General features: G+C 39.6%; 11 protein-coding genes. 10 read left to right on the top strand and 1 reads right to left on the bottom strand.

Annotated elements, in window-relative coordinates:
• Window positions 1–112: 112 nt before the first annotated feature.
• From yfbR to Q4567_RS07135, 10 genes are all read left to right on the top strand, one after another.
• Window positions 113–715 (top strand): 5'-deoxynucleotidase, encoded by a 603-nt coding sequence (gene yfbR / locus Q4567_RS07180; RefSeq protein ID WP_303499903.1) that lies wholly within the window; start codon window positions 113–115, stop codon window positions 713–715.
• 280 nt (window positions 716–995) lie between these two features.
• Window positions 996–3161 (top strand): TonB-dependent receptor, encoded by a 2166-nt coding sequence (locus Q4567_RS07175; protein ID WP_303499901.1) that lies wholly within the window; start codon window positions 996–998, stop codon window positions 3159–3161.
• 356 nt (window positions 3162–3517) lie between these two features.
• On the top strand, window positions 3518–4843 hold the full coding sequence (locus tag Q4567_RS07170) for a sensor histidine kinase (protein ID WP_303499900.1): 1326 nt from the start codon (window positions 3518–3520) through the stop codon (window positions 4841–4843).
• Window positions 4843–5490: a response regulator transcription factor gene (locus tag Q4567_RS07165; RefSeq protein WP_216046563.1), complete on the top strand. Its 648-nt coding sequence runs from the start codon at window positions 4843–4845 to the stop codon at window positions 5488–5490. The genes Q4567_RS07170 and Q4567_RS07165 overlap by 1 nt, the downstream gene beginning before the upstream one ends.
• Window positions 5491–5856: 366 nt before the next feature.
• Entirely contained in the window at window positions 5857–7176 is a 1320-nt protein-coding gene (locus Q4567_RS07160) for an anti-phage deoxyguanosine triphosphatase (RefSeq protein WP_303499899.1), read from the top strand.
• A 95-nt stretch (window positions 7177–7271) separates the two neighbouring features.
• Window positions 7272–8273, top strand: coding sequence for a protein-methionine-sulfoxide reductase catalytic subunit MsrP (gene msrP, locus Q4567_RS07155; RefSeq protein WP_216046561.1), 1002 nt, complete (start codon window positions 7272–7274; stop codon window positions 8271–8273).
• Between the two features lie 11 nt (window positions 8274–8284).
• Window positions 8285–8908, top strand: coding sequence for a protein-methionine-sulfoxide reductase heme-binding subunit MsrQ (gene msrQ / locus Q4567_RS07150; RefSeq protein ID WP_303499897.1), 624 nt, complete (start codon window positions 8285–8287; stop codon window positions 8906–8908).
• Window positions 8909–8970: 62 nt separating this feature from the next.
• Window positions 8971–9351, top strand: coding sequence for a hypothetical protein (locus Q4567_RS07145; protein ID WP_216046559.1), 381 nt, complete (start codon window positions 8971–8973; stop codon window positions 9349–9351).
• A 171-nt stretch (window positions 9352–9522) separates the two neighbouring features.
• Window positions 9523–9993 carry a YchJ family protein gene (locus Q4567_RS07140; RefSeq protein ID WP_303499896.1) on the top strand — a complete coding sequence of 157 codons (471 nt, stop codon included), beginning with the start codon at window positions 9523–9525 and terminating at the stop codon, window positions 9991–9993.
• A gap of 444 nt (window positions 9994–10437) precedes the next feature.
• Window positions 10438–12972 carry a TonB-dependent siderophore receptor gene (locus Q4567_RS07135; protein ID WP_303499894.1) on the top strand — a complete coding sequence of 845 codons (2535 nt, stop codon included), beginning with the start codon at window positions 10438–10440 and terminating at the stop codon, window positions 12970–12972.
• Window positions 12973–13362: 390 nt separating this feature from the next.
• Here Q4567_RS07135 and Q4567_RS07130 read toward each other — a convergent pair whose 3' ends face one another.
• Window positions 13363–15246, bottom strand: a complete 1884-nt coding sequence (locus tag Q4567_RS07130) for a DUF885 family protein (RefSeq protein WP_216046557.1) — start codon at window positions 15244–15246, stop codon at window positions 13363–13365.
• Window positions 15247–15286: the final 40 nt, after the last annotated feature.

Genomic DNA, 15286 nt, shown 5'->3' with positions numbered 1-15286 from the left:
CTTCGATGTATCATTTACCCTAACTGCTAATTGTTTTCGTAAATAGGTGGATCTAAGCCTATTCCTTCATCAAAAACTCATTTATTACTTGGTAAAATCAAAGGTCGTTATTATGAACCAAAGTACATTTATGGCATGGATAATTAGAATGCCATTACTAGAGCGTTGGGCGTTAATGCATTGCTTTCAATCAGAAAATGTATCTGAGCACTGTCATCAAGTGGCCGTGATTGCGCATTTGTTAACAGTGATTAAAAATAAGCGCTTTAATGGCAAGTTAAATCCAGAAAGAGCCGCTACTTTAGCCTTGTATCACGAAGTTTCAGAAACCAAGCTGCAAGATATCAACACCAATACAAAGTACCATAACCCTGAATTCACTAAAGCATTTAAAATGCTCGAAGACCTAGCTGAAAAAGAATGTTTGTCAACGTTACCTGAAGATTTACGCAGCGAAATGGAACCTTTGTTAGTGCAGTCTGAAGTTGATCCTGAATATAAAGCCATTGTAAAAGCGGCTGATATTTTACAAGCCTATGTGAAAACTATGAATGAGCTACGTTTTCATAACGATGAATTTTTACACGTTAAAGACAAACTAGATAAAACCATACAAGAACTTATCGTTACCATGCCTGAAGTTGAATGTTTTGTAGAAATATTTTTGGACAGTTGCACTACAACCCTAGATAAGTTGTCTGAAACCCAGCTATAAACAACACTTCGCTCACAAAATTTAATCTTTAAGTGGCTTAATTCACAGATTATTGAGTCACTTAAAAGATACGTTCTCCCCATCCGTTGCGCTTAGCTCAAAGAAATAACGTCTTTGACTATTATTTTGTTAGCCTACTTCTGAGCCCTAACTACACCTTAGCTAATGTCAAAAAAAGTCAACTTTTGCGTTGTACTGTGGAACAGGAATTTTTCCTATATGAAGTTCATTTAGCGATGTATAGCATATGTTTTTTGTTAAATAAAAGTGAATAAAAAACATGACTCTGAAACTAACGCTAATCAGTACGGCGATACTGTCATCGTTATTACTGGCCTCATACCCCACTCAAGCTGTAGATAACATTGCGGACATTGAAAAGCTAACGGTTAATGGTATTTTGCCATCAAGGCTTGAAGCTGTTGCCGGCTCTTTTGATATTCTTGGAGAGGACTATTTACAGGCTCGTCGTCCAATTTCGGTAAATGAGCAGTTAAGAGCACTGCCAGGCATAATGGTTGTCGCAGATGGCAGTATGAGTTTTGATTTAAATATCGGTATCCGAGGACAAAACCCACGGCGCAGTGCGAAAGCGATGGTGATGGAAGATGGTATGCCTCTTCAGTTAGCTCCCTACACGGATCCGGTGAATCACTATGCTACGCCTTCAACATCGGTTACTCGAGTAGAAGTTGTAAAAGGTGCTGGTCAGATTTTATATGGACCTCAAACATTAGCCGGAGCAGTCAATTTTGTGACCAAAGCGGTGCCAAGAAATGGTGAAATTCAAGGTAGCTTTACATCTCGTTTCGGTAATCAAAATTTCCAAGGTTTACATGGGAGTATTGGTTATGGAAGCGACAAAGGTGGCCTTATGTTTGAACTGGCACAAACTAAAGGTGATGGTATTTTTTACAACAGTGACTACGACATCAAAGACTATCGATTTAAGGGCGAATACAACATTACCGATAAGCAAAAAATAGGGCTCAAGGTAGTTCACACAAAAGATCGTCGCAATCAAACGGAAAACTATCTCACTCGCGATGAATATGCAAACGACCCTTACGATCACCCTACGGCGGAGCTAGACAAATGGCAACAAGACCGTGACATTGTACAACTCACCCATACATTTGAGGTTAATAACAAGCTCACCTTGAGCTCTCAGGCTTACTACAGCGATATTTTTCGTAATGGTCTTCGGGGTTCGAATAGCGGCAGAGAGGTTGACGGAGTTTGGGAGTCTCGGCTACGTAACTGTGATGCTATAGGTGATACCAACGGCGACGGTAATATAACGGTTTCCGATATTGCTAACTCTGATATTAATTTATGCGGCGGTCGTCATGCTCCCCGTCAGTATTTTACTTGGGGCGCAGAAAGTCGCGCTGACTTTGCACATAAACTATTCAACCTTGAAAATGATGTGATTGTTGGGGTACGTTTTCATAAGGAAGAAATACATCGTCAACAAGTATATGCAACCACAACTGCACAGCGCTTGGATTACCAATTAGCCTTAGTCGAAGGCGACGATCTCGAAGGGGAGCGTTTCGACGGATACGCAGTGTCTTATTATGCGCAAAATACCACCTATATCGATAATTGGTCTGTTACAGCTGGTTTTCGCTTTGAAGATGTAACAACCAGAGACAGTGACGATTTCTCCACTAATAGCGTATCTGACGATTATACTAAGTTCCTGCCAAGCTTAAGTATCGCTTGGAATGGCATAAATAACACAACCGTTTTTGCAGGCGTTCACAAAGGCATATCACCAGCTCGAGCAGATCGCGATCTTGATGCTTCTGGAGCACGCGCCGTACCAGAAGAAAGTACCTTATATGAAGTCGGTATGAGGTCGAATTACGCAAAAGGGGTGATGTTTTCTGGCGCAATCTTCCATAACGATATTGAAAATACTATCGTTGATAATGGCGCAACATTTGATAACAGTGGCGAAAGCGAACAGCAAGGTATTGAACTAGCTGGTCGGATTAACTTTGCTGACATTTATGGGCAAACAAATAATGTCTATTTGTCTGGCGCTTATACTAATTTATGGACAGCTAAATACATCAAGGCTTCTGACCCAGATAATGATGGCAATCGAATGCAGTATGCTCCTAAGCAATTGATCAATCTTGATTTTGGTTATGAACATGCCAGTGGCATTGATGCAAGGATTGGCGTTCAGTATGTGGGAGAGCAATTTGTAGATGATGAAAACACCCAAGAAGAAAGTGCCAATGGCATTGAGGGGACAATATCAAGCTACACAATTTGGAATGCAACCGTGAACTACTATATTCCAGATACCCAAGTAACGTTATTTGCTAGCATCGAAAATGTGTTTGATAAAACTTATTTAGTCAGCCGAAATGAGGGCAAGTTAGCAGGTCGTGAACGTTTGTTCTTTGGAGGTATTACCTTTAATTTTTAAGCGGTTTAATTGCTACTCGAAGCAAACTCAAAAGGATGAACAAGTGCGGTTTACCACTCAGTACTTGTTCATCTTTAAATTTTTTAAAAAGAAGCACAAACATCCAATAATCAGCACACCGATAAATCCCTAAGACTCCTACACTTTATTGGCTACCTATAAACCTCATACTGGCCTCGATTATAAGAAAGCTAAGTATTGCAATAGCTAAAATAAATCTCCCTTTAACAACTCAAAACCAATCTTACCCCACTTTTCCCCCTTAGTTCCAAAGTATGAGAAATTTGAACCCAAGGAACAATGCCTATGGTGCCTGAGATGAGTATGATCAAAAGTACAGAATCAAGAGACGGATATTGGAATTCTACAAAATGAGTATGCGCGCTCTTATCAACTTTAGAATTATTGCCTCAGTCATAGTGATTTTAATTTTCAGTATTATTATTGCGGTATGGCAAGCTAGAGTCTCTGTTGAAAAAGAAGTTCGCTCATCGATTAACCTAGCCGTCCAAATGATTGAATTTGGGTTTGACCATCTGTCTTCCGGAAGCGAACAAAAGCATGCTTGGTTTGAGAAAATTGCCACTATGCAGCCAGCGAGGCACCTGAATATATCCATTGAAAACACCAAACGCTCAACCGTAAAGGGTGAAAGCCATTATCAAAATCCAGAAGAAAATGCGGCTCCACGCTGGTTTATTAAGTCTGTAATGGCGGATTTTCTAACTCATAATTACGATATGGAAATTGCAGATGGATCAGTAGAAACGATTTTCATTACCGCTGATCCTATGGATGAAATTAACGAAGCCTGGGGAGAAACGAAAGTATTTTTCGGCTCAATAGCACTGATGCTATCGGTAATATTCTTCACCGTAAACCTCGTTTTTAACTCCATGCTAAAAGCCGTTAAAGCGATTCTATCTGGCTTACGTCAAGTTGAAACTGGCCATTTTGATTTGCAATTACCGCATTTTAAAATTAGTGAATTTAATACCATTGCAATGGAAATTAACGGTATGAGTCGGGCGTTAAAAAACGCACAAACAAATAATCAAGCGTTAGCCCTGCACAGCATGAAGATTCAGGAAACTGAACGACAAAATATGTCTCGCGAATTACATGATGAAATGGGCCAATCTTTAACAGCAATCAAAGCGATGGCCGTAACATGCCAACAACCGAAAACCGATGTAAAGGCGATTACCGATTCTATTATTAAAATTTGTGACCATTTATCTGTTGTTGTTCGCTCAATGATGAAAACGCTTCACCCTCTTAGTTTGTCAGAGCTTGGTTTAGGCGCAACATTGTCGGAATTGGTCACCGAATGGCAGCGACGAAATGAAACATTATGCTTTGATCTTGAATACGACCCGTCATTGGAAAGCTTAAGTGATGAAATTGCGATCCATGTTTATCGAATAGTCCAAGAATGTCTAACTAACGTTGTGCGTCATGCAAACGCGTCAAAAGTAGAGGTTCTTATCAACAAAGACGCTGATCAGGTAAAAATTACAGTAACGGATGATGGTCAAGGTAAACAATTCAATCCAGCCGGGTTTGGTTTATTAGGTATGCGCGAACGGGCTGAAAACCTAGGTGGCCAATTCCATATTGAGTCCATCGAAAACTATGGTGTAAAAGTCACAGTGGAACTGCCTTATTGGGAAGACAAGTAATGCAAACAAATAAATTGAAGGTCTTGTTAGTAGATGATCATATGGTCGTGAGGGCTGGATTTAGAATGTTACTCGCCTCGCAAGATTTTATCGGTGATATTGTTGATATTGAACGTGGTGAATTAGCAACCAAAGAATATCGGCGTTTTAAACCTGATGTGGTTGTTATGGATTTATCGATGCCTGGAATTGGTGGTCTTGAAACCATACGTCGGTTATGCAAATGTTATCACGGTGCGCTCATTTTAGTGTACAGCATTCATGATGAGAAGATTTATGTAGAGCGCGCATTAGATGCAGGAGCAAAAGGTTACGTCACTAAAAACAGTGCTGCAGAAGTCTTAGCTGAAGCGGTTGCGGTTATTGCAAGTGGTAAGGAATATATAGAAAAAGGCTTGTTACCCAACAATACTGAAATACGCTTCAATGGACCGAAAAAGACCAAACATAAACTTAATCTCCTTTCGCCAAGAGAATTTGATGTTTTCAGGCTGTTATCTAAAGGTTTAAACGCTCACAACGTTGCCAATGAGCTTAGTCTGAGTTACAAAACAATTTGTAACTACAATACACAAATTAAAAACAAACTGAATGCTAGCACATCAGCAGAACTGGCGAATATCGCCATGGTTCATAATATTATTTAAATCCAACGAAATGAGAAAATGAGCTTAAATACTTCGCTATCAATATGCTGGTTAACGACAAGGTATTAAGCAATCGCCAAGTTGAAATGCAACTATGTTAAAAATAAACAGCTTATACGGTTGTTTTTCATCCGTTTTATATCCATAACAACCTCTGTAAATACAGAATAATTCTGCCCTGCCCTATAACTAACAGGCAAGTGACTTTGTAGTATAAATAGGTTAATTTAATCTTATAACCTGTGTACAAAAGGCTGAAGGGTTGCGGATGACATTCAACAGGGTAAATCAATAAAACCATGAGTTTGAGTAACAAAAATGAAAACTCGATGTATCAAAACGGATTAAATAAGTAGGATATTTTAGATGTGGACCCAAAGAAGAGAATCAAATCAATCTATTCGCACAGGCGATCATCGAAATCCCTATCAACGAGACAAAGCGAGAATATTACATTCTGCTGCATTTAGACGTTTACAGGCTAAAACCCAAGTTTTAGGTGTGGGCATGAGTGATTTTTATCGAACGCGATTAACTCACTCGCTAGAAGCATCACAAATTGGTCAGGGCATAACAGCACAACTCCGCAATAAATACCCAGAACTTACCCAGCAACTTGATGTAAATGAACAGCTAATCGAAGCACTCTGTTTGGCCCATGACATTGGACACCCACCCTTTGGGCATGGTGGCGAAGTGGCGTTACATTATAAAATGTACAAACATGGTGGTTTTGAAGGCAATGGGCAAACCTTTAGAATTGTCGGAAAATTAGAACCATACACATTAGAACATGGCATGAATCTGAGTCGTCGCACTATGTTAGGTTTAGTTAAGTATCCCAACTTTATCGATAATCTTACCAATCAGCGGATCGAAACAGATCAAGTGCCTCATCGCCAAGTTAAAGCCGATCTATGGCATCCACCCAAGGGTTTATACACTTGTGATACGGAAATGTTTAATTGGCTGTTAGAGCCATTGTCTGAGAACGATAAAAATAAATTTGTAGCCTTTAATCAGTTTGACGATAAACACAGTAAAACACGCTTCAAAACATTTGATTGTTCCATAATGGAATTGGCTGATGATATCGCCTACGGTATTCACGATCTTGAAGATGCTATTGTCATGGGAATCATTCACCGTGAGCAATTCCAACAAGAAGTTACTGCAAAAATTAAAGATTTAACGGATTTCGTTTTATCTGAAAATATAGATTCAATCACTAACAAACTATTTAGTGAATATCACCATCAACGTAAAGACGCCATTGGTGCGTTAGTAAACGCGTTTATCACCTCCATCGAGATCGTTCCCAAAACAGAACACTTTGATGAACCCCTATTAGCGTATGACGCGGCGTTCCCTATCTCTTGTCATAAGGCGTTAGGATTGTTCAAGACATTTGTATTTAACCGCGTTATTCGTAAGCCGGATATTCAATTAATTGAATATAAAGGACAACAGATTGTGATGGAACTGTTTGAGGCCATTCAGTCCGATCCAGCTCGGCTATTACCAGAGAACACAAGAGTTCGATGGCGAGCAGCAGAGTTAGAAAATAATGGAAACCGGGTTATTGCAGATTACATATCTGGCATGACCGATGGTTTTGCATCTAAACTCTACAGCACTTTGTTTTTACCCAAGTCTGGCAGCATTAACGATCAATTTAGCGGTTAAACAATTGTCTTTTTATTAAAAACATTGCAACTTTTTATCCAATTCTTCTTTCTATACGTATAAGCGAAGCGTAGTTTGAATATATTGGATGGTTAATGTTAATAAAAATTCCCAAAAATAGTGATGAATCTGAAAGTCAGGTAACACCCAAAGCAATTTATCAGCAGCGCAGAAGCATGTTGAAGGCAATGGGATTTTTAGGCACAAGTGCCCTACTTGCTAGCCAACCCGCCCGCGCATTAGGTTGGTTTTCTAATGATCAAGAAGGATTCGAAACCAAGCCCTTGTCATTTACTAAATCGACTCAGTTTAGTACTTCAGAAACACTGACACCATTGGACAAAGTTACCTCTCATAATAATTTTTATGAATTTGGAACCGCTAAATCGGATCCTAAGGAAAATGCCCAAAAATTCAAAGTTGAACCTTGGACGTTAAGCGTAGATGGCTTGGTCGAAAAGCCAATCACCCTAGATTACGATGCTCTGACTAAACTATTTCCACTGGAAGAACGAATTTACCGTCTTAGGTGCGTTGAAGCTTGGTCAATGGTCATACCGTGGATAGGTTTTCCTTTAGCTAGTTTGATCAAGCTTGCTAATCCCCTTAGTTCTGCTAAATATGTCGCCTTTGAAACCTTAGATGATCCTAAACAAATGCCTGGTCAAAAAAGTCGCTTTATTGGCGGCGGAATTGATTTTCCTTATGTTGAAGGTTTACGAATGGACGAAGCATTACATCCATTAGCGTTATTATCGGTTGGGCTATACGGTGAAACCTTACCACCACAAAACGGTGCACCAATTAGACTCGTAGTGCCATGGAAATACGGCTTTAAAAGTATCAAATCTATCGTACGAATCAAGTTGACCGACAAGCAACCGCCAACCACATGGCAAAAGCTAGCGGCCAACGAATACGGGTTTTATGCGAATGTGAATCCAGCCGTTTCTCATCCCCGTTGGAGTCAGGCAAGTGAGCGAAGAATTACTAGTGGTGGTTTATTTAATCAAACCCGTACGCCAACTTTACCATTCAATGGCTATGACGAAGTTAGCCATCTGTATAAAGGTATGGATCTAAGACAGTTCTTTTAAGTGATGTTTAAGTGAAATTAAAATTAACCAATAGACGTATATTTTGGCTAAAAGTGGCAATTCACCTGGCTGCATTAGTGCCTTTAATTTGGGTCTTTTATCAAGGCTTTATTGATCAGCTTGGCGGAGATCCAGTTAAAGAGCTTCTGCATTTTACCGGTATTAGCGCCTTTAATTTGCTGCTGATTTCACTTCTTGTGTCGCCCTTAGCAAAACGATTCAGGATAGCTGCATTAATTAGAGTGCGCAGGTTGATCGGGCTTTATGCGTTTGTGTATGCCTTAACGCATTTCCTGAGTTATATACTTTTTGAACTACAACTAGCTTGGCAACTTGTTATTTCGGAAATCATAAAACGCCCCTACATAACAGTTGGGTTTATTGCTTTTGTCATTTTGTTATTACTCACAATGACCTCCACTACATGGGCCCAGCGTAAATTAGGTAAAACATGGCAAACCCTTCACAATTTTGTGTATATCGCAGCAATTTTAATCGCATTCCATTACATTTGGTCGGTCAAGTCAGACATCCTTCAGCCTTTAATTTACTGGGCTTTATTGTTGCTTCTGTTGTTTTTCCGGAAACAAAAATTTATTCAATTGATTAAAAAATGTAAAAAAACACTTGCATGAACATATATACAGTACTACTGTATATACAACCACTGTATATTAATACACTATTGAGGTAGTTCATGGCACAGGTAGATTTAACACAACAACAATGTTTACCCAGCAATAATCAATTGCATTATCAAAACTATATGGCTCATTATGGTCTTAACGAGCTATCTGATGCTAAGTGGATGTATTTAATTTCTGACCGCGTTAGCTTTTCAGGTAAATTTGATAAGGCCATTCGATTAAACAAACCAGCACAAGATACTTTGTTCAATTGGCTAGAGAAAATTGTACTTGCTGGTCAATGTTCAGTTTTATTTGTAGAAAATCTGCCAGTTGATGATATTCGTACAGCTAAAATTAAATCCCTTTGCGAGCAAAACTTTATAACCTTGATTAATTTAACCTTAGACTCCAAGCTACCAGATAATTTAATAATTGGTCCTTGGCATTAATGTTTGTGGCGCACTGAGCTTGCGTCAAGCATTAAAAGTTGAGGGATAATACTAAGAGACTCATTTGCTTACCGCAAATACTCACAGTGTTGTTTTTCGTAAGCTATTGTTTGTTACTCAATACTAGATTAGATTTAAGATGTACCTGAATATCATAGAGTTGTTTAAGCTGTGCTGAATAGTAATCATGAATGCCCCTGTTGTAGTGGCGAGTCCTTTGAAAATTGTTGTAGACCTTTTATTTCAAAAACAAAATACCCTGATACTGCTGAACAATTAATGCGTTCACGGTATAGCGCCTATGCCAAAAATAATTACCAATATATTTTAGATACATACGCTAAAGCCTCCCGCCAAAACCTATCTATTAAAGATCTCCAGCAAAGTGACAATGAGACACAGTGGCTGTCCCTTGAGATTGTTAATTGCCCAAGTGAAAACATTGTAGAATTTAAAGCTTATTCTCGTTCGGACAAGACATTTTATTTACTTCATGAAGTATCTAACTTTATGTTAGAAAATGAACACTGGGTCTATGTTGACGGAGAAATAAAAGACGATACCGGTCAAGTCCAGCTAAATCGAAATGATCAGTGTCTATGTGGAAGCGGAAAAAAGTATAAAAAATGTTGCATGGGGTAACCCAGTGAATTACTCGCTAACATCATTTAGTCATTAGAATCATTGTCTAACAGTTTCAATTTGAGACTAACTAACAGACAGCCATTAAAGTAATTCTAAAGTCACTCTAAAATTACTATTTAAGTTTCTATATTTTTATAAATAGTTGCAACTATTGATGCTCAATATTGCGCTGCCACTTTATGTCCCATTACATTTACCTTTATGTTATTCCGTTGATTTAATTGGTTAAAAATTAGTCTTTGTCAAATTTTGAGAAAAATACAGATAAAAATCGCTCTGATTTGACGTTTAGTGCAATAAGTATTTGCAGTTAGATTTTAACAGTCTAAGATCATAAACGACCACTGCCACAATAATAATAATTTGAGCCTCAAAATAGAGAATAGATATCAAAAATACAGCGCAGGGTTATTTCATATTAAACATCAGGACATAACATACATGAAAAAAACACCTATATTCAAAGCCAAAGAACATTGGTTAAAAGTCGCGTTAATGATGAGTGCTTCAACAGCAATTTTTACAGCCTCACCCACTTTTGCTCAGCAACAGTCAGATCAATCAGCGAATAATTCGGTAGAAAAGATCAGTGTCATAGGTTCTCGTCGTCTAGGACGAACAGTGGAAGATAGTCCAGTTCCTATCGATATTATTGGTGGCGATGCCCTCAACACAACCGGTCAAACAGAAACAAATATGATCTTAGGCAGTTTGCTGCCAAGTTTTAACTTTCCTCAGCCTTCATTAACAGATGGCACAGATCACGTTCGCCCTGCACAACTGCGTGGTCTAGCACCTGACCACACGTTGGTTTTGGTTAACGGTAAGCGTCGCCATTCTAACGCTTTGCTTAATTTAAATGGCTCTACAGGACGTGGTTCCTCAGCTGTTGATTTAAATGCAATACCAGCTAATGCGATTGAACGTATTGAAGTATTAAGAGACGGCGCAGCTGCGCAGTACGGCTCCGATGCTATTGCCGGTGTCATCAATATTGTTTTAAAAAGTGCGAGCAGCGGTGGTTCAGCATCAGTGACCTATGGTGCCAACGTAACCACTATGGACGGCGTTCCTGATTTAAACGATGTAGGCATTGGTGAAGACGGTAATTTAAGCTTTACTGAAGGCAGCGATCGCGAATTAACTGATGGGCAAACTACGACGCTAAGAGGTAATATTGGTTTAGAGCTTGGAGATGACGGCTTTATTAATATTTCAGCTGAATTTCGCGACCGCAGTGCAAGTAATCGTTCTGACTACGATACTCGCGAAAACTACGCGCGCTTGGAAGACGGTTCACTCGACCCTCGCGAACTGACCTGGGATCGCTACAATCATAATTTTGGTAATGGTGACGTAGAAGATATGGCCGTATTTGTGAATGCCGGCCTAACATTGAATGCAGAAGCTGAATTATATGCCTTTGGCTCATACAGTACCCGAGAAGGTGAAGGCGGTGGATTTTATCGTAGAGCACAAGATAGCCGCAATATTGAATCTATTTACCCAGATGGATTTTTACCTATTATCACTTCAGATATAAATGATTATTCATTGGCCACTGGTATAAAAGGTGATTTGAGCGATTGGAATTATGATGTATCAGCAGTTTACGGTGAAGATGAATTTAAATTTGGGGTAATCAATAGCTTAAATACATCTCTTGGGCCAACTAGCCAGACAGAATTTGATGCAGGAACTCTAATTTACGACCAGTTCACTTTAAATATCGACCTAAGTCGAGAAGTTGACGTAGATGGATTAGCCAGTGGGGTTAACGTAGCGTTAGGCGCAGAGTATCGCCACGAAGGTTACGAAATTAAAGCCGGTGAAGAAGCATCCTATATCCAAGGTGAATTCGATGGTGCAGCAGGCTCGCAAGTATTCCCAGGGTTTACTCCTGAATCAGCTGGTGACAACAGCCGCCACAATATCAGTTTGTATGTGGATTTAGAGGCCTATGTAACCGATGACCTGAACGTGACTGTAGCTGCACGTTATGAGGATTATTCTGATTTCGGTTCAACAGTGAATGGTAAAATCGCTACCCGTTATACGCTTACCGAAGACATCGCACTTCGCGCATCTGTATCAACGGGGTTTAGAGCGCCATCTCTACAACAACAGTATTTCACCTCAATCGCGACAGTCTTTGTTGACGGTGAACCAACCGAAACCGGTACTTTCTCACCTAGCAGTGATGTCGCAATAGCCCTTGGTTCGCCGGGTCTAGATGCTGAAGAATCAGTAAACTACGGAGCAGGTATCACCTGGTCTCCTGATTCTAACGTGAGTGTGTCTGTTGATTATTACAACATTAAAATTGATGATCGTATCGTGTTATCTAACAACCTATCAGGTGCGGAAATTGAAGCCTTGTTAGCAGGTACAGGCGCTAACCGTGCACGCTTCTTTTTAAACGCTATTGATAGTGAAACTTCAGGTGTGGATGTAGTGGTTTCATATAACACTGACATTCAAAACTGGGGAGATATCGCCTTTAATGCGGGCTTTAACTACAATAAAAACGAAGTTACCGACATCATAGATCCGCCAGATGTGTTAGCCGGTGCAGGCTTTGATCAAGACAACTTATTTTCAGATGTAGAGTTACGTCGTTTTGAAGTTGGCTCGCCTAAAACCAAACTTAACCTAAGTGCAGTTTGGAGTATGGATGAATGGCATGCCACATTGCGAACCACTCGTTATGGGGAAACTCAAGAGCCATCAACAGATCCGGCAACAAATGAAGTATTACCTAACAAATGGGTGACAGACTTGGATGTCAGTTATGACGTATCCGACAATCTAACCCTTACCTTAGGGGCAAATAACTTGTTTGATGTATACCCTGATACTACCCGTGAATTAGTCGATGAAGTAAGCACCTTTTCACGATTGTTCCCATACTCTGGCTTTTCACCGTTTGGTTTCTCAGGCCGTTTTGTCTACGGTAAAGTTTCAGTTACTTTCTAATTTTTTCAATGAGTGACTTTTGCTGAACAGCAAAATGAGATTGAAACGCGAGAATATAAGTGGATACAGTGAATGCTGTATCCACTTTTTTATGGTTTTTCTGTTTAATCCATTGTGTTTCTGGGCAGACAAAATCATACCGACTTTAATTGATCGAGCTAATCACCCAGTATAGAGGTAAGCAATTTTTCGCCCACACATATCCCGTCAAATCTGAAACTGATTTTCTAAGGGGGCTTTTCTATAAAAGTAACCTTTCTTATTGTTTCGCTTTCGATGGTGTGTGAACAAAGGTGTTTATTTAGAATACCATTGATCATTTCAAGCAAACTGAAATGATCAATGTTCTTCGAGTAGCAATACAAGATTTTAATTCTTGCATATACAAATTTAGATTTTTGAATCTATCCATGCATGTATATTATCTGTCAATACAGTTAAGTTAACCGCGCCATGGATAAGTATTTGATCGTTAAATTCTGGCAAAGAAAATTTATCTCCCAATTTTTCTTTAGCCAATTTACGTAATTCAAGAATACGAATTTGCCCCAATTTATAAGAGGTCGCTTGTCCTGGCATGACAGCATAGCGCTCTACTTCTCTGGTTATGGATGCGACACTTTGCCCAGTATTTTTGTACATCCAGTCAATTGCCTGTTCTCTACTCCACTTCTTGTAATGGATTCCCGTGTCTACCACGAGTCGAGCGGACCTAAAAAGATCTGATTGCAATCGACCAATATCACCTAGAGGATCGTCATCGTATAAGCCCAGTTCTTTAGCAAGTAATTCTGCATAGAGCGCCCAACCTTCACCATATGCGCTAAACCACAGCATATTCCGAATCATAGGCATATCGTCAATTTCCTGAGCGATACTCACTTGTAGGTGGTGACCAGGGCTGGCTTCATGATAAACCAAAGTCGGTAACGAAAGGATTGGCCAGTCAGCCGTGTCCTTTAAGTTGATCCAAAAAATACCTGGGCGAGAACCGTCTAGGTTTGGTGAGGTATAATAACCACCAGGAGAGTTGTCTTGTTCATAAATTGATATACGACGAACTTCAACTTCGGCCTTTGGAATGGTGTTAAGAATATTAGGCAGTAATAATTCTACTTCTCGCATTTGTAAGTTGAGATCGTTCAACAACGTATTTCGCCCTTCATCGGTATTTTGATATAAATTGGCAGGATCTTCTGACAAGCTAATGACTCTTTCGATAACATCGCCTTGCGAGTAACCGACAGACTTTAGGAGTAAATCTAGTTCAGCCTTAATGCGTGCAACTTCGTTTAACCCTAGTTGATGAATTTGTTCGGCGTTCAAATCGCCAGCACCAAAGTTTTGCAGCGCTAAATCATAGCGTTTTTCACCATCGGGCAGCGCCCAAATACCTGGTTCACTTTGTGCTGAGGCTAAAGTGGCAGTAAGTGCTTGGTGAAGTCTGGCATAACCTGGATAGACTTTTTCCAATGTGATTTTTTGAGCACGTTTAACATAGTCTGCGCGCTCTGCATCACTAATACCTTCCACCGATTTTAAACGGTTATCTAACACCACTACTAGTGGGTTTTCAGCGGGAATGGAACTCGTCATGCCATTGATCACATTTAACGCACCTTCAATGGCAAATTTAGGTGGGATTACACCGTGTTTGGCATCTAAGCCCACAACATCAGCCATATCTGTAAACGCTTCTTCTAACAAACTCAATCTCGTCAGATAGTTTTCTACATCCGCTTTATTATTTAGTGGCTGTTCAGTTTGAAGGGATCTTGGTAAGTCTATGTGTATACCCGTTAACTGAGTTATTGAATAGGGGGTATAAATTGAAAGTGGATCAAATGCACCGAATACATAGGGTTCAAATCGTTTTGTCATTGCAATGGCATTAGCTAAAACATCATAAGTCGTTGCCGCAGTTCCAACTAATAGTGAACGGTCAATTTTCAATAATTCAGCTTCCATTGAATCTCGTAAAACTTTTGAATTGGCAATATTTTCAACGGAATAGTCTGCAAGTTTGTGGTTAAAGCCCCCCCCGAAATATTCTTCCGAAACACCTAAGGTTGTCGCCAGTGTTGGTGTGCGCTGCAATAACGCTTTAGTTTGTTTGTCCATCAAGGCTAAAAATGCAGCCGTTTCGTCTTGATTAGTTTGTTGTTGAACTACTAATTTAACGTCTTGCTTACTCTCTGGCATTTGAGGATTACTAAAACAAGCCACTAAGTTAAGTGTCATTGCTGTTGTGATGCATATTTTGAATAATTTCATATTTTCTTCCCTTGCTTTGGGTTTACTTTTGAGAAGTATT

It is taken from the genome of Aliiglaciecola sp. 2_MG-2023 (genome assembly GCF_030548145.1).
GTDB classification, from domain to species: Bacteria; Pseudomonadota; Gammaproteobacteria; order Enterobacterales; family Alteromonadaceae; genus Aliiglaciecola; species Aliiglaciecola lipolytica_A.
The sequence above is the reverse complement of the archived record's forward strand: the minus strand, read 5'-3'. Positions and strand labels throughout refer to the sequence as shown.

Coding starts and splice junctions, on each gene's coding strand:
- yfbR (WP_303499903.1), top strand. CDS start 113: ATGAACCAAAGTACATTTATGGCATGGATAATTAGAATGCCATTACTA.
- Q4567_RS07175 (WP_303499901.1), top strand. CDS start 996: ATGACTCTGAAACTAACGCTAATCAGTACGGCGATACTGTCATCGTTA.
- Q4567_RS07165 (WP_216046563.1), top strand. CDS start 4,843: ATGCAAACAAATAAATTGAAGGTCTTGTTAGTAGATGATCATATGGTC.
- Q4567_RS07160 (WP_303499899.1), top strand. CDS start 5,857: ATGTGGACCCAAAGAAGAGAATCAAATCAATCTATTCGCACAGGCGAT.
- msrP (WP_216046561.1), top strand. CDS start 7,272: ATGTTAATAAAAATTCCCAAAAATAGTGATGAATCTGAAAGTCAGGTA.
- Q4567_RS07145 (WP_216046559.1), top strand. CDS start 8,971: ATGGCACAGGTAGATTTAACACAACAACAATGTTTACCCAGCAATAAT.
- Q4567_RS07135 (WP_303499894.1), top strand. CDS start 10,438: ATGAAAAAAACACCTATATTCAAAGCCAAAGAACATTGGTTAAAAGTC.
- Q4567_RS07130 (WP_216046557.1), bottom strand. CDS start 15,246: ATGAAATTATTCAAAATATGCATCACAACAGCAATGACACTTAACTTA.